This window comes from Stenotrophomonas sp. BIGb0135 (genome assembly GCF_024810105.1).
Classification (GTDB): domain Bacteria; phylum Pseudomonadota; class Gammaproteobacteria; order Xanthomonadales; family Xanthomonadaceae; genus Stenotrophomonas; species Stenotrophomonas maltophilia_AB.
On record NZ_JANUDX010000007.1, the window covers coordinates 203,232 to 220,232 of the forward strand.

13 protein-coding genes are annotated in these 17,001 nt (G+C 69.5%); 10 read left to right on the forward strand and 3 right to left on the reverse strand.

Annotation, left to right across the window (positions count from 1 at the left end):
• Positions 1–27: 27 nt before the first annotated feature.
• Positions 28–483 carry a MarR family transcriptional regulator gene (locus M2421_RS15110; protein WP_259208173.1) on the reverse strand — a complete coding sequence of 152 codons (456 nt, stop codon included), beginning with the start codon at positions 481–483 and terminating at the stop codon, positions 28–30.
• A 161-nt stretch (positions 484–644) separates the two neighbouring features.
• Here M2421_RS15110 and folE point away from each other — a divergent pair, with 161 nt between their 5' ends.
• The 4 genes from folE (at position 645) to M2421_RS15130 (ending at position 6,889) form a co-directional block, all read left to right on the forward strand.
• Positions 645–1,247 (forward strand): GTP cyclohydrolase I FolE, encoded by a 603-nt coding sequence (gene folE, locus M2421_RS15115; protein WP_228884867.1) that lies wholly within the window; start codon positions 645–647, stop codon positions 1,245–1,247.
• A 94-nt stretch (positions 1,248–1,341) separates the two neighbouring features.
• Positions 1,342–2,811: a DUF3375 domain-containing protein gene (locus tag M2421_RS15120; protein WP_259208178.1), complete on the forward strand. Its 1,470-nt coding sequence runs from the start codon at positions 1,342–1,344 to the stop codon at positions 2,809–2,811.
• Positions 2,798–3,499, forward strand: a complete 702-nt coding sequence (locus tag M2421_RS15125) for a DUF4194 domain-containing protein (RefSeq protein WP_259208180.1) — start codon at positions 2,798–2,800, stop codon at positions 3,497–3,499. The genes M2421_RS15120 and M2421_RS15125 overlap by 14 nt, the downstream gene beginning before the upstream one ends.
• 18 nt (positions 3,500–3,517) lie before the next feature.
• Positions 3,518–6,889 carry an SbcC/MukB-like Walker B domain-containing protein gene (locus tag M2421_RS15130; RefSeq protein ID WP_259208182.1) on the forward strand — a complete coding sequence of 1,124 codons (3,372 nt, stop codon included), beginning with the start codon at positions 3,518–3,520 and terminating at the stop codon, positions 6,887–6,889.
• A 633-nt stretch (positions 6,890–7,522) separates the two neighbouring features.
• Here the strand turns inward: M2421_RS15130 and M2421_RS15135 are convergent.
• Positions 7,523–8,299, reverse strand: coding sequence for a TSUP family transporter (locus M2421_RS15135; protein WP_259208184.1), 777 nt, complete (start codon positions 8,297–8,299; stop codon positions 7,523–7,525).
• Between the two features lie 116 nt (positions 8,300–8,415).
• Between M2421_RS15135 and M2421_RS15140 the strand changes: the two genes are divergently transcribed.
• Positions 8,416–8,805: a YchJ family metal-binding protein gene (locus M2421_RS15140; protein WP_259208186.1), complete on the forward strand. Its 390-nt coding sequence runs from the start codon at positions 8,416–8,418 to the stop codon at positions 8,803–8,805.
• On the opposite strand, the gene M2421_RS15145 is transcribed toward M2421_RS15140, so the two are convergent.
• Entirely contained in the window at positions 8,784–10,091 is a 1,308-nt protein-coding gene (locus tag M2421_RS15145; RefSeq protein ID WP_259208187.1) for a GGDEF domain-containing protein, read from the reverse strand. The genes M2421_RS15140 and M2421_RS15145 overlap by 22 nt on opposite strands.
• A gap of 169 nt (positions 10,092–10,260) precedes the next feature.
• Here M2421_RS15145 and egtB point away from each other — a divergent pair, with 169 nt between their 5' ends.
• The 5 genes from egtB to M2421_RS15170 all read left to right on the forward strand — a co-directional run bounded on the left by egtB (position 10,261) and on the right by M2421_RS15170 (position 16,978).
• Positions 10,261–11,562 carry an ergothioneine biosynthesis protein EgtB gene (gene egtB, locus M2421_RS15150; protein ID WP_259208190.1) on the forward strand — a complete coding sequence of 434 codons (1,302 nt, stop codon included), beginning with the start codon at positions 10,261–10,263 and terminating at the stop codon, positions 11,560–11,562.
• On the forward strand, positions 11,559–12,533 hold the full coding sequence (gene egtD, locus M2421_RS15155) for an L-histidine N(alpha)-methyltransferase (RefSeq protein ID WP_259208192.1): 975 nt from the start codon (positions 11,559–11,561) through the stop codon (positions 12,531–12,533). The genes egtB and egtD overlap by 4 nt, the downstream gene beginning before the upstream one ends.
• Before the next feature lie 60 nt (positions 12,534–12,593).
• A complete protein-coding gene (locus M2421_RS15160; RefSeq protein ID WP_259208195.1) occupies positions 12,594–12,755 on the forward strand; it encodes a hypothetical protein in 162 nt (53 codons plus the stop codon).
• Positions 12,756–12,893: 138 nt separating this feature from the next.
• A complete protein-coding gene (locus tag M2421_RS15165) occupies positions 12,894–13,259 on the forward strand; it encodes a WGR domain-containing protein (RefSeq protein WP_259208197.1) in 366 nt (121 codons plus the stop codon).
• Between the two features lie 110 nt (positions 13,260–13,369).
• Positions 13,370–16,978, forward strand: coding sequence for a DUF4132 domain-containing protein (locus tag M2421_RS15170; RefSeq protein WP_259208200.1), 3,609 nt, complete (start codon positions 13,370–13,372; stop codon positions 16,976–16,978).
• Positions 16,979–17,001: the final 23 nt, after the last annotated feature.

The following is a 17,001-nucleotide window of genomic DNA, read 5'->3' on the forward strand; positions in this document are numbered from 1 at the left end:
CACCGGGCGGTACAGCGGCGAATCGGTTTACGTCACGCGGTCGGCCGCATCGGCCAGCAGCTGCCACAGCTTCAGCACGGTGCGCAGTTCATCCATGGACAGCGCGCCGAACACGTCCTCGCGCAGCCCGATCAACGCGGTCTCCAACTGGCTGACCAGGGCCTCGCCCTTGTCGGTGAGCCACAGCAGGTTGGCGCGGCGGTCGCTGGCGTCGCATTCGCGGCGGACCAGGTCGCTGGCCGACAGCTTGTCCAGCAGGCGCACCAGCGACGGGCCTTCCATGCCCAGCTGCTGGGCCAGCGTGACCTGGCGGATACCGCCGCCGGCCCGGCCGATCATCAACAGCGGCATCGTGCAGGCGGCTGAAATGCCATAGCTGCCCAGGGCCTGGTCGGCCAGGCGCTGCCACTGCCGCCCTGCATAGAGCAGGCCGGAGCTGAGCTGCATCTGCAGCTGGGTGCGTTCGTCGAGGGTACGTTTCATGGCAGATCGATAGGATACTACTAATTTCCATCCTATCAATACCCCCAGCCCAACCGCAGCCCAATGCCTGGCGCGCGCTGGACGGCCCCGGGCCCGGCGCGGGGGGACGCCCGAGGGGTCTGTCGGGTACGATGCTCGCCCCCCTTCGGGTGCTGTATGTAATGAGCAAACAAGACAACGACGCCACCCCGGTCACCCAGGCCGATGCCGAATCGGCCGTGCGCACCCTGCTGCGCTGGGCCGGTGAAGACCCCACCCGCGAAGGCCTGCTGGATACCCCGCGGCGCGTGGCCGAGGCCTACGGCGACTGGTTCAGCGGCTACCGCGACGACCCGCGCGCCTACATGGAGCGCACCTTCGAGGAAGTGGCCGGCTACGATGAACTGATCGTGCTGCGCGACATCGAGTACGAAAGCCACTGCGAACACCACATGGCGCCGATCATCGGCCGCGTGCACGTCGGCTATCTGCCGGCCGGCAAGGTGGTAGGGATCAGCAAGCTGGCGCGGGTGGTCGAGGCCTATGCGCGTCGCTTCCAGGTCCAGGAAAAGATGACCGCGCAGATCGCCCAGTGCATCCAGGACGTGCTGCAGCCGATCGGCGTGGGCGTGGTGGTGGAAGGTGCGCACGAGTGCATGACCACCCGCGGCATCCACAAGCGCGGCGTCAGCATGGTCACCTCCAAGATGCTGGGCAGCTTCCGCGAGGATGCGCGCACCCGCGCCGAGTTCCTGCGCTTCATCGAAGTGGGCGGCAAGCGCTGAACCTGCCGCGCGCCCGGCACCGCGGTGCCGGGTCGTTCCCCTTCCTGCCGCGCGGCGTCTGGCCGCGCGGTGTTCTTCCGGATGTCCTGGCTGCATGAAGCACCGCGAACGCATCACCCGTTACCGCGCCCTGCGCGAACAGCCCCAGTGGAAGCTGCTGGCCGCCGCCAACGCCCCGGAGATCATCGGCCTGCTGCAGAGCCTGCTGATGGACGGGGAGCGCACGCTGCCGGCCGCCGCCCTGCACGAACGCCTGCAGCGGGCGCTGGACCAGCTCAACGGCGACGAACTGTCGCGTGAGCTGCCGCGTACCGCCCAGGCCTACATCGCCCATTGGCTGGCCCAGGGCTGGCTGGAGCGGCGCCTGCCCGAGGGCGCCGACCAGGAACAATACGAACTGTCCACCCAGGCCCTGCAGGCGATCCGCTTCGCCGACAGCCTGGAGCAGAGCCGCGTGGCCGCGACCGAAAGCCGGCTCGCGCTGGTGATCGAACAGCTCTCGCAGCTGGCCGCGCAGACCGAGTCCAACCCGGATGCACGGCTGTCGGCGCTGCGCGATGAACGCGACCGCATCGATGCCGAGATCGCCCGGGTTGGCGAAGGCCGGGTGGTGGCGCTGGATGGCAAGCGCGCGCTGGAGCGCGCGCGCCAGATCATCGGCCTGGCCGACGACCTCACCGAGGATTTCCGCCGCGTCCGCGATGACTTCGAACGCCTCAACCGCGAGTTCCGCGAGCGCATCATCGACGATGAAAGCGAACGTGGCGACGTGCTGTCCCGGTTGTTCGAAGGCGTGGACGTGATTGGCGACAGCGACGCCGGCCGCAGCTTCCAGGCCTTCTGGCGGCTGCTCAACGATGCCGAGCAGAGCGCCCAGCTCGACGCCGCGCTGGAGGCGGTGCTTGCGCGCGGCTTCGCGCGCAAGCTGGACCGCAACGAGCGCGCGTTCCTGCGCGGCTTCACCGCCACCATGCTCGACCGCGGCGGCCAGGTCCACGACGTGCTGCAGCACTTCGCGCGCAGCCTGCGTGGCTTCGTGCAGAGCCGTGGCTACCTGGAACAGCGCCGGCTCAACCAGCTGCTCAAGCAGGCGCAATCCGAAGCGCTGGCGCTGCGCGATGCGTTCTCCGCCCAGCGCCCGATCGGCCGCGACCTCCAGCTCACCACCAGCCGCCTGCGCTCCTGGTCGCAATGGAAGCTGCACGACCCGCGCAGCGCGCAGGTGGATGGCAGCGTGCAGCGCAACGACGCGGCCAGCATCAGCCTGGAAAGCGTCGGCGACCTGGTGGCGTCCTCGGAGATCGATTTCCGCACGCTGCGCCGCGACCTGCATGAACTGCTGGGTGCGCAGCCGAAACTGAGCATCGCCCAGGCCCTGTCGCAGCGCGAAGCGCCGCAGGGGCTGGGCAGCGTGATCGGCTACCTGTCGCTGGGCACCCGCCACGGCGTGGTGGTCGAAGGCGAGCAGGAAACCGCCCATTGGCGTGGCGGCGATGGACAGTGGCGACGCGCCCGCATCCCGCTGGTTTGGTTCACCCAGGAGAAACGCCATGAACTGGCATGAAGAGTCCCACGATGCCGCCCCGGTCGACGCGGTGGCAGACGATCACGAGGCCGAACCGGTCGTGGTCACGCCGCTGCCGCGGCGTAGCAATGACGTGTTCTACCTGGGCGACACCGGCCGGCTGCCCCTCGATGGTCGCCGCGCGCTGTGCCAGTTGCTGATCGGCCCGAGCATCGACCAGTTGCGACACGCCAAGCTGTGGCCGGCGTTGATCCGCAGCGAGGCGGCGATCCGCTCGGCGCTGTCGGACCTGTTCCTGGAACTGGTGCTCGACCGTGACAGCGGCGTGGCCTTCACCCGCCAGGCCGATACCGAGGACATCGACGCACCGGTGCTGCTGCGCAGCTCGCCGCTGACCTTCATCGACTCGGTGCTGTTGCTGTACCTGCGCCAGCAGCTGGCCGAAGCGGACGCGCGCGGCAACCGCGCGGTGGTGGCCGACACCGAGATGGCCGAAGCGCTGGCCATCTACGAGAAGAACCTGTCCACCGATCGGGCCGGCTTCAATCGCCGCGTCGCCGCCGCCGTGCAGAAGATGAAAGAGAACCACATCCTGACCCGGCTGGCCGGCCAGGACGACCGACACGAAGTGTCGCCGGCGCTGAAGCTGCTGTTCTCCGCCGAAGACGTCTCCGCGCTGTCCGCCGTGTACCGCCAGTTGCGCGACACCCCCGCTGCAAACGCCTGAACGGACCACCGATAACGCATGGCCATTTCCAAGCACACCCCCGCCCTGTTCACCGACGGGCTGCCGGATCCGCGGCTGCAGCAGTTCCGCATGCGCCGCCTGCAGGTGCACAACTGGGGCACCTTCAACGGCCTGACCGAAGTGCCCATCGCCGAGCGCGGCTTCCTGTTCGTGGGCCGGTCCGGCTCGGGCAAGTCGACCCTGCTCGACGCCATGTCGGCGATGCTGGTGCCGCCGTCGATCGTCGACTTCAACGCCGCCGCGCGTGAAGCCGAGCGCAGCGGCCGCGACCGCAACCTGGTCTCCTACGTGCGTGGCGCGTGGGCCGACCAGCAGGACCGCGGCACCGGCGAAATCGCCACCCAGTACCTGCGCAAGGGCGCGACCTGGACCGCACTGGTGCTGGAATACCGGGCCGGCGATGGCCGCGTGGTCAGCCTGGTGCGCCTGTTCTGGATCGCCGGCAACGGCGCGGCGGCCGCCGACGTGCGCAAGCACTACCTCATCGCCGAGCGTCCGTTCGATATCGCCAAGGACCTGGGTGGCTTCGACCTGGACCTGCGCAAGCTCAAGCAGCGCCTGGGCGACGTGCACCACTTCGACAGCTTCGTCGGCTACGCAGAGCGCTTCCGCCACCTGCTCGGCATCGACAATGAGATGGCGCTGCGCCTGCTGCACAAGACGCAGTCGGCCAAGAACCTGGGCGACCTGAACGTCTTCCTGCGTGACTTCATGCTGGACACGCCCAAGACCTTCGATGCCGCCGAGCGCCTGGTGAGCGACTTCGCCGAGCTCGATGGCGCGCACAAATCGGTGGTCACCGCGCGGCGCCAGGTCGAAACCCTGTTGCCCGCGCGTGCGCTGCATGCCGAGCTGAAAGCAATGAACCTGCAGCGTGCCGACGAGGAGACGCTGAAGCTCGGGCTGGACAGCTTCCGCGAATCGCGCCTGCAGCAGCTGCTGGAAAAGCGCCTGCAGGAGATCGATGTCCGCCATCGTGGCCTGCTCGGCGAAGAAACCCAGCGCCGCCAGGGGCTGGCCAACCATGAAGAGCACCTCGCCGAACTCGAGCTGCAGCGACGCCAGCAGGGCGGCGAGCGCATCGAGGAACTGGAGCGCGAACACGGGCGTGCCCAAGCCGAGCGCGACCGCCGCCAGGCAAAACGCGAGCAGGCCCGCCAGGCCGCGCAGACGCTGGGCGACGCGTTGCCCGACGACGCCCACGGGTTTGCCGAACTGATTGCCCGCGCGCAGGGCGAACTGGACAACCGCCAGCAGGCGGCCGCCGCGCTGGACGATGCCATTACCGAGCGGTTGTCCGGCAAACAGGACGACACGCGTCGCTTCTGCGATGTCCGTGCCGAGCTGGAGGCGATGGAGCGCAACCCGTCGAGCATTCCCGCGCCGCTGCAGAAGCTGCGCAGCCGCATGGCCGAGGAAACCGGCGTCCCCGAGGCGGCACTGCCGTTCGTGGGCGAGCTGGTCCAGGTCCGCCAGGAGGAGGGCGCCTGGCAGGGCGCGATCGAGCGCGTGCTGTTCGGCTTCGCGCAGTCGCTGCTGGTGGACGACAAGCATTACAACGAGGTCAATGCGTGGGTGAATCGCACCCAGCTTGGCATGCGGCTGACCTACTATCGCGTGCGTCGCAATGACGATGCCATTGCGCGCCAACCGTCGGCACGTTCGCTGCTGCACAAGCTGGAGTTCCGCGACAGCCCGTTCGAGCCGTGGCTGCGCCGCGAGCTCGGCAAGCGCTACGACTACGAGTGCGTCGAGGCAAAGCAGCTGCGCGACGTGGAACGGGGTATCTCGCGCGAAGGCCAGGTCAAGCACCCGGGCGACCGCTTCGAGAAGGATGACCGCAACGCGATCGGCGATCGCCGCCGCTGGCTGCTTGGCTTCAGCAATACGGAAAAACTGGCGGTGTTCCGCAAGGAAGCCCAGGAGCTTGCCCAGCGCATCGCTGCCTGCGACGAAGACGTCGCCCGGCTGCGCAGCCAGCGCGATCGTGACAACGACCGTCGCCTGGCCTGCAACCAGCTGGTGAACTTCGTCTGGGAAGAAGTGGATATCGCCACGGCGGTCCAGCGCCTGCAGGACATCGAGTCCTCGCTGCGCGAACTCAAGGAAGGCAACGCCGACCTGGCCCGGCTGGCCCAGCAGATCGACCAGGCCCGCGCGGATATCGCGCAGGCACGCCGCACCTACGAAGACACCCGGGTCGAGCTGGCCCAGCACGCCCGCGAGCGCGACAAACTCGATGCCCAGCGCCAACGCAGCCGTGCGCTGGTGCTGCCGGCGCTCGGCGCCACCCAGGAAGCGGGGCTGCAGCTGCGCCTGGAGCGGCTGGGGGGGCTGAGCCTGGAGACGCTGGAAGCGCACATGCGCGAGATCAGCAAGGGCATCAACGAGAGCCTCGCCGCCTCGCAGCAGGACGTGCACCGCGTCGAGACCCAGCTGGTGGCCTGCTTCCGTCGCTTCGCACAGGCATGGCCGGAGGAATCCGGTGACTTCACCGCGTCGGTGGCCTCGGCCGAGGACTTCCTCGCCCGCCTGCAGCGCCTGGAGCGCGATGGCCTGCCGCAGCACGAAGAACGCTTCTTCGACCTGCTGCAGAACCAGAGCAAGAACAACCTGCTGGCCCTGCAGCGGCACAGTGCCGAGGCACGCAAGTCGATCGGCCAGCGCCTGGACGAGGTCAATGCCTCGCTGGAGCAGGTGCCGTTCAACCGCGGCACGCTGCTGACCATCGAGCTCAGCGACCGGCGCCTGCCGGAGGTGCTGGAGTTCCACCAGCAGCTGCGCGAAGTGCTGTCGCACCACCAGACCGAAGAACGCGAGGTGGCCGAAGCGCAGTTCGCGGTGCTGCGTGAACTGGTCAAGCGCCTGGGCTCACAGGAAGGCGAAGACCGGCGCTGGCGCGAGAACGTGCTCGACGTGCGCCTGCATGTGGAATTCATCGGCGTCGAGCTCGATGCTGCTACCCGCCAGCAGGTCGAGATCTACCGCAGCGGCGCCGGCAAATCCGGTGGACAGCGGCAGAAGCTGGCCACCACCTGCCTGGCGGCCGCGCTGCGCTACCAGCTCGGCGGCGCCGAAAGCCAGCTGCCCAGCTACGCCGCCGTGGTGCTCGACGAAGCCTTCGACAAGGCCGACAACGAGTTCACCGCGCTGGCGATGAACATCTTCGAGAACTTCGGTTTCCAGATGGTGGTGGCCACGCCGCTGAAGTCGGTGATGACGCTCGAACCGTTCATCGGCGGCGCCTGCTTCGTCGAAATCAGCGGCCGCCACGACTCCGGCGTGCTGCTGATCGAGTACGACGAGGAAGCCAAGCGCTTGAAGCTGCCCGAGCGCAGCCGCCAGCAGGACGCCGAACCGGTCGCCTGACCGGTCGGCACGGCTGCGCCGCACCGGCACCGGCAATCGCGCGCCCACAACGGCAACTCCCGCGCCGGCAACGGAAATCCTGAGCCGGCACCGGAAATCCCGCGCCTGCAACGGAAATCCTGCACGGGAAACGGAATCCCGCACCGGCACCGGAAATCCCGCACGGGCAACGGAATCCCGCACGGGCAACGGAATCTCGCACCGGCACCGGAAATCCTGCACGAGCAACGGAATCCCGCACCGGCACCGGCAATCCCCGCACCGGCACCGGAAATCCCGCACCCGCAACGGAAATCCTGCACGGGCAACGGAATCCCGCACCGGCACCGGAAATCCCGCACCGGCAACGGAAATCCCGCGCCGGCACCGGAAATCCCGCACCGGCAACGGAAATCCCGCACGGGCAACGGAATCCCGCACCCGCACCGGAAATCCTGCACCGGCACCCGAATCCCGCACGCGCAACGGAATCCCGCACGCGCAACGAAATCCCGCACCGGCAACGGAATCCCGCACCCGCAACGGAAATCCCGCACCGGCAACGGAAATCCCGCACCCACGTAGAGCCGACCGTTGGTCGGCTGCTCCATCACCGGTCGCCAACCCCAGTGCCCCGGCACTCCGCTCTACGCGTTACCCGGCAAACGTATCCCAGCCCATCCGCGCGATCAGCACCACCACCAGGCCGACGAACAATTTGCGGATGAAGGGCGTGCCGCCCCGCAGCGCCAGCCGCGTGCCCACCACCGAGCCGATGATGTTGGCGGCGGCCATCGGCAATGCGAACAGCCACAGGATGTTGCCGGTCGGCACGAAGAACGAAATGGCGGCCACGTTGGTCGCCAGGTTCACCACCTTCGAGGCGGCCGAGGCACGCAGGAAATCCAGGCCGAAGAAGCGCACGAACAGGAAGATCAGGAAGCTGCCCGTACCCGGCCCGAAGAAGCCGTCGTAGAACCCGATCACCGCACCGATCGCCAAGGCCGTGACCAGCTCCTTGCGCCCGATCTCGCGCGGCCGGTGCAGCGCGCCGAAATCCTTCTTCCACAGCGTGTAGCCGAGCATCGCCACCAGCAGGACCAGCACCAGCGGACGCACCGCATCCTTGGGCAGCAAACTCACCGCCGTGGCGCCGGCAAAGGAGAACACGAAGGCGGTGCCGGCCGCGAACAGCACCGGTCGCCACGGGAAGCGCACGTTGCGCGCATAGCGGAACGCGGCCGCAGCGGTGCCGAACATCGAGCTGAACTTGTTGGTGCCAAACAGCATCGCCGGGGTGTGCTGCGGCAGCACCGTGAACAGACCGGGCAACTGCACCAGCCCGCCGCCGCCCACGGCCGCATCGACCAGGCCGGCGATGAAGGCGATCGCCACCAACCACAACAGCTCAGGGGGAACCAGCTCGAACACGGCGACACCGCAACGCAAGGCGCGCCAGCATACGCCTGGCCCCCAGCACCCGGTAGAGCCGACCGTTGGTCGGCTGCCCCGGCATCGGCACAGGGCAAACGCGCGACAATGCCCGCATGAGCAACCCCGACCCCTGTCCCTGCGGCCGCCCCCTGGCCTACACCGCCTGCTGTGGCCTCTATCACGCCGGCGCCCACGCCCCCGACGCCGAGGCCCTGATGCGCTCGCGCTACAGCGCCTACGTCAAACAGCTGCCGGACTACCTGCTGGCCAGCTGGCATCCGTCCACGCGCCCGGACGCGCTGTCGCTGGACGAACCGGCCCACCAACGCACCCAGTGGCTCGGCCTGACCCTCCACCAGCACACTGTCGCCGACCCGGACCACGCACAGGTCGACTTCACCGCCCGCTACAGAATCGGCGGCGGCAGCGCGGTCAAGATGCGCGAACACAGCCGCTTCGTCCGCGAAGACGGCCGCTGGTTCTACCTCGACGCGCTGCCCTGAGCCGCCTCGCGGCTGCGCACCGCCACCGGCCGCTGCTGGCCGTGGGCGCGCACGCAGTTGCGCCCGGCATCCTTGGCCGCGTACAGCGCCTGGTCGGCCGCCTTGATCACCGCCTGGGCGTCGTCGCCCGCGCGGTGGTCGGCCATGCCGATGCTCACCGTCACCTGCACCACCGTGCCGCCGCCGCCGCGGCCGCGCTGCAGGCGGCCCACCGCGTCGTCCTGCGCGCGCGCGGCGCGGTCGCGCAGCTGTAGTCGGCTGGCCTCCACCGTCGCCCGGACCGCCTCCACCGCCTCCACGCAGGCCGGGGCGGGGCGGTCCAGGAACACCAGGGCGAATTCCTCGCCGCCGTAGCGGAAGGCCCGCCCGCCGCCGCCCACCTCGGCCAGCCGCGTGGCCACCAGCTTGAGCACGTCATCGCCATTGTCGTGGCCATGGGTATCGTTGAAGCGCTTGAAGTGGTCCACGTCCACCATCGCGATCGTGTAGGTCGCGCCCACCCGTTGCAGGCACTCGTTCAAGGCGCGGCGCCCGGGCAGCCCGGTCAGCTCGTCGCGGTAGGCCATGTGGAAGGATTCCTGCAGCATCGCCGACACGATCAGCAGCAGCGCGGTGCTGGCCAGTGCCGGCAGCAGCGCCGGCGACAGGAACACCCGCGGCAGCATCGCCCATACCACCAGCAGCGCGATCAGCATCGCCGTATGCAGCGGCCGCGGCTGCCGCAGTGCCTGCGCGCCGAGGCCGACCAGGGCCGCCACGAACACCAGCGTGGGCAGCTGCGCCAGCCGGCTCCAGCCGGTCGGCAGCCACGCCCAATGGTGGTCCGAGAGCAGGTCATGCATGCCCTGCGGCCCCTGCGCGGCAAGCAGGGCGAACACGCCTACCGCCGCGCCACTGACCACCCCGCGCAGCAGCAGGTCCTCGCGCAGGCGGCCGCGCTCGGGCCACAGCCCATGCAGCGCGAACAGCAGCGGCAGCCACAGCGAGACCGAGTGGAACAGCAGCGGTGTCAGCGCGGTGACCGCACCGGTGTTGAGGAAGCTGCCGACCAGGCCATGCAGCATCGCGAACGCCAGCGCGATCGCCAGCAGCAGGCACACCGCGCGCACGCGGTTGTAGATCAGGCCCAGGCCGATGCCCAGGCAGGTCAGCACCAGCGGCAGGATCCGGTGCACGGGGCTGCCCACCTCATCGGCCGGCGTGGCCCACCACAGTCCCATCCCCACCAGCATGGCGGGCAGCAGGAACAGGTAATGGCCAGGCTGGCGTAGCAGGTGGTTGCGCAAGGACGGTTCCACGGGTGTGGGCCGGCGCGCCATGGCTGCACGTGCAAACCGGACCACACAGGCGATGGTCTTCCCGATAGCGGCCGCTGCGTATTCAACTTGAGTGCGTCACATGATCTGAGCCTTGCCATGACATGCCGCTCACCGCGGCTGGCCGATCCTGAGCGCGATGAATACCGCCGTCGCCTCCGCACCGCCGCCCGCCACAACGCATGACGCAGCACTGGCCGTCCGCTACGCCGGGATCCGCGCGCGCAGCGTGGCGCTGGCCGCCCCGCTCAGCCCCGAAGACGCCATGGTGCAGAGCATGGCCGACGCCAGCCCGAGCAAATGGCACCTGGCCCACACCACCTGGTTCTTCGAACGTTTCGTGCTGGGCAGCCGGCCCGACCACGCCCCCTTCGACGCCGACTGGCACTACCTCTTCAACAGCTATTACCAGAGCATCGGCCCGGCGCACGCGCGGCCGCAGCGCGGCCTGCTGTCGCGCCCGTCACTGGCGCAGGTGCTGGAGTACCGGGCCCGGGTCGACCAGCAGGTCATCGCCCTGTTGCAGGCCGACGCGCTCGACCCGCAGGCGCGCCACCAGCTGCTGCTCGGCCTGCATCACGAACAGCAGCACCAGGAACTGCTGCTCACCGACATCAAGCACGCGCTGTGGAGCAATCCCCTGCAGCCGGCCTACCGCGACGACCTTGCCCGCCACGAGGCGCCCGCCATTCCACTGGAGTGGCGCGACGCCCCCGAGCAGATCGTCGAGATCGGGGCGCCGGCCTGGCCCACGCACCCTGCCTTCGCCTACGACAACGAATCCCCCGTGCATCGCGTGCTGGTCCCGGCCCACGCGCTGGCCAACCGTCCGGTCAGCAACGCCGAGTACCGTGCGTTCATCGAGGCTGGCGGCTACCGCGACGTCACCCTGTGGATGAGCGAAGGCTGGGCGCTGTGCCAGGCCGAAGGCTGGCAGCACCCGCTGTACTGGGACGACGCGCTGGAACGCGAGTTCACCCTGGGCGGCTGGCAGCGATTGGATCGGCATGCGCCGGTCTGCCACCTCAGCTATTTCGAGGCGGACGCCTATGCGCGTTGGCAAGGCGCGCGCCTGCCCACCGAGTTCGAATGGGAAGCCGCCGCCGCCGGCCAGCCAGCGCACGGCCATTTCGCCGACGCCGACCGGCTGCATCCCGGTGGCGCCAGCGCGCCAGGGCAGGGCGCCGACACCGCCTTGTTGCAGCTGTTCGGCGACGTCTGGGAATGGACCAGCAGCGCCTACGGCGCCTATCCGGGCTTTCGCCCCTTTGCCGGCAACCTCGGCGAATACAACGGTAAATTCATGAACGGCCAATGGATCCTGCGCGGCGGCAGCTGCGTGACCCCCGAGGGGCATGTACGTGCCAGCTACCGCAACTTCTTCGCACCGTCGGCGCGCTGGCAGTTCTCCGGCCTGCGCCTGGCGCGGGACCTGGCATGAGCACGGTCAGTGACGCGCTCGAGGCGCTGACCGACCTGCAGCCGGACCGTGCGCGGATCACCGCCGACATCCTGCAGGGGTTGTCCCAGCGGCCGCGCCAGTTGCCATCCAAGTACTTCTACGACGCACGCGGCTCGGCCCTGTTCGAACAGATCACCCGCCAGCCCGAGTACTACCCCACGCGCACGGAACTGCACCTGCTGCAGGACTGCGCCGCCGATATCGCCAGCGTGGTCGGCCCGCGCCTGCACGTGGTCGAACTGGGCAGCGGCAGCGGCCGCAAGACCGAACTGCTGCTGCACGCGCTGGCCGACCCGGTGGCCTATACGCCCATCGAGATCTCGCGCGCCGCCCTGCTGGCCAGCATCGCGCGGCTGGCGCAGGCCCTGCCGGACATTGAAATGCTCCCGGTCTGCGCCGACTTCACCCGCCCGGTACAGCTGCCCGAATCGCAACGCGAACCGGCGCGCCGCCTGCTGTTCTTCCCCGGCTCCACCCTGGGCAACTTCGCCGCGCCCGAGGCCGTCAGGCTGCTGCAGGCGATGCGCCAGACCATGGGCGCTGACGGCATGGCCCTGATCGGCATCGACCTGCACAAGGACCCGGCGCTGATCGAAGCGGCGTACAACGATGCGGCCGGCGTCACCGCCGCGTTCACCCTCAACCTGTTGGCAAGGCTCAACCGCGAAATCGGCAGCGACTTCGACCTGGACGCCTTCCAGCACCGCGCCCGCTACAGCGTGGAGCGGCTGCGGATCGAGACCGAGCTGGTCAGTACCCGCGCGCAGACCGTGCACGTGGCCGGGCAACCGTTCGACTTCGCCGAGGGCGAGGCGATGACCGTGGAATACAGCCACAAGTACACCGAGGCCGCGTTCGCGGCGCTGGTGGCCCAGGCGGGCCTGCAGGTCTGCACGCGCTGGAACGCCCGCGATCCCGCCTTCGAGCTCGCGCTGCTGCGCCCGGTCTGACGCACTCCCGCCGCGGCGCACTGGCTGCTCACCACCGCGCGGGATCCGCAGGCCATCGCCGTGGCGATCGAACAGCACAAAAAGACCCCCCAAGTTCTGGGACGATGCCCGCTTCGTGGCCACCGTGCTGATCTAACCCGGCGTGGACGCAGTGTCGCGACCGCGCTCGATGCCATTGCCGTGAGCGAACTGATCCGCGACCTGGAAGCCCTGCGCGCCTGAGCCGCCTCTTCGGCGCACGCTGCACCGCCGGCAGTGCGCTGGCGGTCATGCGGGGGCTGCCGTTCGCCGATATGCTATGGACGCATGGAAGCGGTTGCGTTGTGGCCACCGCGCAGGCCAGGGAGTAGTACGGACGTGATGCGTCGATTCGAACTCGTGGAAGGTACCGCCAGCAAGTTCTGGGAAGTGGAGCAGGACGGCAGCGACTTGAACGTGCGCTGGGGACGCATCGGCACGCAGGGGCAAAGCCAGACCAAGTCCTTCGCCGATGCCGCCAAGGCCGCGTCGGCGCTGACCAGGCTGGTCAATGAAAAAACCGGCAAGGGCTACAGTGAAACCGGTGCCGCGGCCACGCCCGCGATCGCAGCCACCGCGCCAGCCACGGCCGCGCCGCGCGCCGCCAAGGCGCCCCAGCCTGCCGCCGCTGCACCTGCACCCAGTGCGGCCCCCACGCCGGTGAAGAGGCGGCCACGGCCTTCGAGCATATCCGCCAGGCGCTGCTGACCGGCGCGCTTGCACCGGGCGAGTCGCTCACCGTCACCGGCCTGCGCCGCCGCGCCGGGGTCAGCGAGGTGGGCGCCCAGCTCGCCTATGCGGCGCTCCGGGACGCGGGGATGGTCAGTCGCTGGAGCACCCAGATTGCCAAGGATGCACCGGCCGCCGCGGCCAACCCCGGGGCGGACTGCTTCACCGCCGTTCCGGTGGCCGCGGCGGACCTGCCGCATGACCCCAACCTGCCGCCGTGGCTCGCCCAGGGCGCGCCGGTGCGCATCACCCCGCAGCACCTGGCGTTGATGTACGCCTCGCGTCGCTTCCCGGCCCGATTGCCCGCGCACGACCCGGCCGCCCTGTGGCAGGCCTTCGCCACCCAGCTCAACGTGGATGTCGATGAGGTGCGTAGCGACCCGGCCCTGCTGCCGGCCCTGCGCAGGATGGTCGAACGACTGCGTGCCCAGGTGCCTGCGCCGGACCGCGATGCCGACCTGATGCTGCTGGTGATCGCGCTCAACAACCACTACGGGCACGAAGCACTGTTCGCCGACACGGTGCATTGGCTGGTGGCCAGCCACGGCCTGGAGCAGGTGGTGGCGATGCTGCTGGATGCGCAGCACATCCAGATCGCCAGCGAGTACGACCATTCCACCCAGCGGCATACCCTGCGCTTCCATGGCCAGGTCGATGAGCCGTTCGGTTCGCGCTGGAGCGCCCCGCTGGGTGCGGCCGAGGATGCGCTGCGCAGCCATCTGTCGGTGGCCGACGAAGCGGTGTGGCAGGCCTGCGTGGAGCGCATCGGTGGTCATCTGCCGCACGTGGTGGCCTGCCGGCAGCCGGCGTTGCTGTTGCTGCTGCCCGACGCACCTGCGCTGGCCCACGCGCTTCTGTTGGCGCCGGGCGCCGCCGCGGCGCTGCACGAAAGCGCCCATTGGCTGATGACCATCGCCACCGATCCGGCCGCCTGCGCGGTGGCCATGCGCCTGCGGCCCAACGAAAAATTCTGGAACCATGCGCGTTTCGCCGCCACGGTGCTGGTGGAACGCGGCGTGGCGGCACTGCCGTTGCTGGCGCCCGGCGCCATCGTCGAAGAAGCCGGCGATGCGCTCGCCCATATCGGTCTCCCCGATGCGGTGGACGCGTTGGCGCGTGCGGCCAGCAGTTCCAAGCATGCGCTGGCCCGGCTGGGGCTGGCGGTCAATCGCTGGCCGGAGGCCGCGCTGGTGGCCATCTCGCGCGTGGTCGCCGCCGGTGGCAAGGACGCCGGCCTGCTCACCCCGACGCTGGTGCAGCTGCTGCGCGCGATGGGCGAGCGCGTCGTGGCCGTGGAGCCGTGGATCGAGCCGGCCGCGCTGGCCGTGATCCAGCGCCAGCGGGCCCTGCTTGGCGGACCGCAGGAGACGGCAGGGCACGACGAACTGCCGCCGGTGCTCGCCGCCGCGCCCTGGCGCCAGCCGCGTACGCGCCAGGCGCAGGCCGTGCTGGACGTGCCATTGCTGCCGGTCGAGCCGGTGGAGCACTGGGCGCCGGGCACCCGCGACGCGGCGATGCAGCTGGGCAACTGGCAGGCACAGCGCATGCAGGAGTGCCGCCAGCAGCCAACGCGCGCCGCCGACGAGATCGGCTTCACCCTGCGCGATGAGGAGCTCAAGGCGCTGAACGCCCAGGCTGCCGCGGCCATCGTGGCGCGCGATACCGCGCAGCTGGTGAGCCTGTGGCGGGACATGGTCGCCGTGCGCCGCCGCAGCCAGTATTACTGGTTCTGCCTCTACCCCGAATACATCGACGCCCTGCCCGAGGGCATGGCCGCGCCGTTCTGGAATGCGATCGCCGGCGAAACCGAAAGCGGCAGCATCTCGCGCATGGTCGCATCGCATGGCCTGGCGGTACTGCCCGCCCTGATCACCATGGTCCGCAGCAAACCCACCGACTGCATGGCCGATGCGCTGCATGTCGGTGCGGTGGAACTGGCCCTGCCGGCCGCACGCGCGTTCGCCAGGCTCAAGACCGTGCGCGACATCGGCCGTCAGTGGCTGCTTACTTACCCCGAACACGCCGCTGCCGGCCTGCTCCCCGCGGCCTTCGGCAAGGCCGGCGAGCTGCGCGACAGTGCCGGTGCCGGCGTGCGCCTGCTCGCGGCCCAGGGCCATGAAGCGGTGTTGCGCGAGGTGGCCGCGCGGCATGGCCGCGACGACGTGATGCAGGCGCTGCAGCAGGTGCTCGACGACGACCCGCTGCAGCGCTATCCCACCCGGCGCAGCAAGCTGCCCGAGTTCTGGGCGCCCAGCGGCTGGCGACGGCCGCTGTTGCACAACGGCAAGGCGCTCGGCGAGGAGGCCATCGACCTGCTCGGCGAAATGCTTACCTTCCCCACCAACGAAGAGGTCTACGCCGGCATCGGCCAGGTGATCGCGGCCTGCCGCCCCGACAGCCTCGCCGACTTTGCCTGGGACCTGTTCGGTGCCTGGCTCAATGCGGGTGGGTCCGGCAAGGAAAGCTGGGTGCTGACCGCGCAGGGCCTGCTCGGCAACGACGACACCGCCCGCCGCCTCACGCCCTTCATCCGCACCTGGCCGGGCGAGGCCGCGCATGCCCGTGCGGTGTTGGGGCTGGATGTGCTGGCCACCATCGGTACCGACGTGGCGCTGATGCAGATCAACGGCATCGCGCAGAAGATCAAGTTCAAGGGCCTGCAGGACAAGGCCCGCGAGAAGATCGCGGCGATCGCCGAGGCACGCCAGCTCACCACCGAAGAACTGGAGGACCGTCTCGCCCCGGACCTGGACCTGGACGAACACGGCACCCTGCGCCTGGAGTTTGGTCCGCGCGCCTTCAAGGTCGGGTTCGACGAAGCGCTCAAGCCCTACGTGCGCGAGATCCTCGCCAGTGGCGACGGCCCGCGGCTGGAGGATCTGCCCAAACCGAAGAAGAGCGATGACGCCGCGCTGGCCAAGGCCAGTGTCGAGCGCTTCAAGACGTTGAAGAAAGACGTGCGCACCATCGCCAGCCAGCAGGTGCTGCGCCTGGAGCTGGCCATGTGCGCGCGCCGGCGCTGGACTCCGGCCCTGTACCGCGCGTTCCTGGTCGAGCACCCGCTGCTGCGCCACCTGGTGCAGCGCCTGGTCTGGGGCGTGTACGCGGTCAGCGACGGCCAGTCGCATGGCGGCACCCTGCAGGCCTGCTTCCGGGTGGCCGAAGATGGCAGTTTCACCGACGCCAACGACGATCCGTTCGACCTGCCCGAGGGCGAGGCGGTGCGCATCGGCGTGCCGCATGCGCTGGAGCTGTCGGCCGCCGATGCCGCCGCGTTCGGCCAGGTGTTGGCCGACTACGAACTGCTGCAGCCGTTCGCGCAGGTCGGCCGCGACACCTACACCCTGCGGGCCGACGAACACCCGCAGGACAAGCTGCTGCGCTGGAAGGGCGCCAAAGTGCCCACTGGCCGCGTGCTCGGCCTGGTCAACAAGGGCTGGCGTCGCGGCATGGCCCAGGACGGCGGCGGCATCTGGTACTTCACCAAGCCGCTGGCCAACGGCAAGGTGATCGAGCTGCTGCTCGATCCGGGCATCATCGTGGGCATGGTCAACGAATACCCCGAACAGGAACTGGGCGACGTGCAGTTCGGCTCCCCCGGTGCCTGGGGTGACATGCAGCAGGCCGACCCGTTGTCCGGCCTGGACCCGATCGCCGCCAGCGAACTGATCCGCGACCTGGAGGCGCTGCGCGCCTGAGCCCTGCGGGCCGCACCGCCGGC

What these genes read in the sequence shown, in the direction of transcription:
- egtB (WP_259208190.1), top strand. Translation starts at nt 10,261, where the DNA reads ATGAATACCGCCGTCGCCTCCGCACCGCCGCCCGCCACAACGCATGAC.
- egtD (WP_259208192.1), top strand. Translation starts at nt 11,559, where the DNA reads ATGAGCACGGTCAGTGACGCGCTCGAGGCGCTGACCGACCTGCAGCCG.
- M2421_RS15165 (WP_259208197.1), top strand. Translation starts at nt 12,894, where the DNA reads ATGCGTCGATTCGAACTCGTGGAAGGTACCGCCAGCAAGTTCTGGGAA.
- M2421_RS15140 (WP_259208186.1), top strand. Translation starts at nt 8,416, where the DNA reads ATGAGCAACCCCGACCCCTGTCCCTGCGGCCGCCCCCTGGCCTACACC.
- M2421_RS15130 (WP_259208182.1), top strand. Translation starts at nt 3,518, where the DNA reads ATGGCCATTTCCAAGCACACCCCCGCCCTGTTCACCGACGGGCTGCCG.
- M2421_RS15170 (WP_259208200.1), top strand. Translation starts at nt 13,370, where the DNA reads ATGGTCAGTCGCTGGAGCACCCAGATTGCCAAGGATGCACCGGCCGCC.
- M2421_RS15110 (WP_259208173.1), bottom strand. Translation starts at nt 483, where the DNA reads ATGAAACGTACCCTCGACGAACGCACCCAGCTGCAGATGCAGCTCAGC.
- M2421_RS15125 (WP_259208180.1), top strand. Translation starts at nt 2,798, where the DNA reads ATGAACTGGCATGAAGAGTCCCACGATGCCGCCCCGGTCGACGCGGTG.
- M2421_RS15120 (WP_259208178.1), top strand. Translation starts at nt 1,342, where the DNA reads ATGAAGCACCGCGAACGCATCACCCGTTACCGCGCCCTGCGCGAACAG.
- folE (WP_228884867.1), top strand. Translation starts at nt 645, where the DNA reads ATGAGCAAACAAGACAACGACGCCACCCCGGTCACCCAGGCCGATGCC.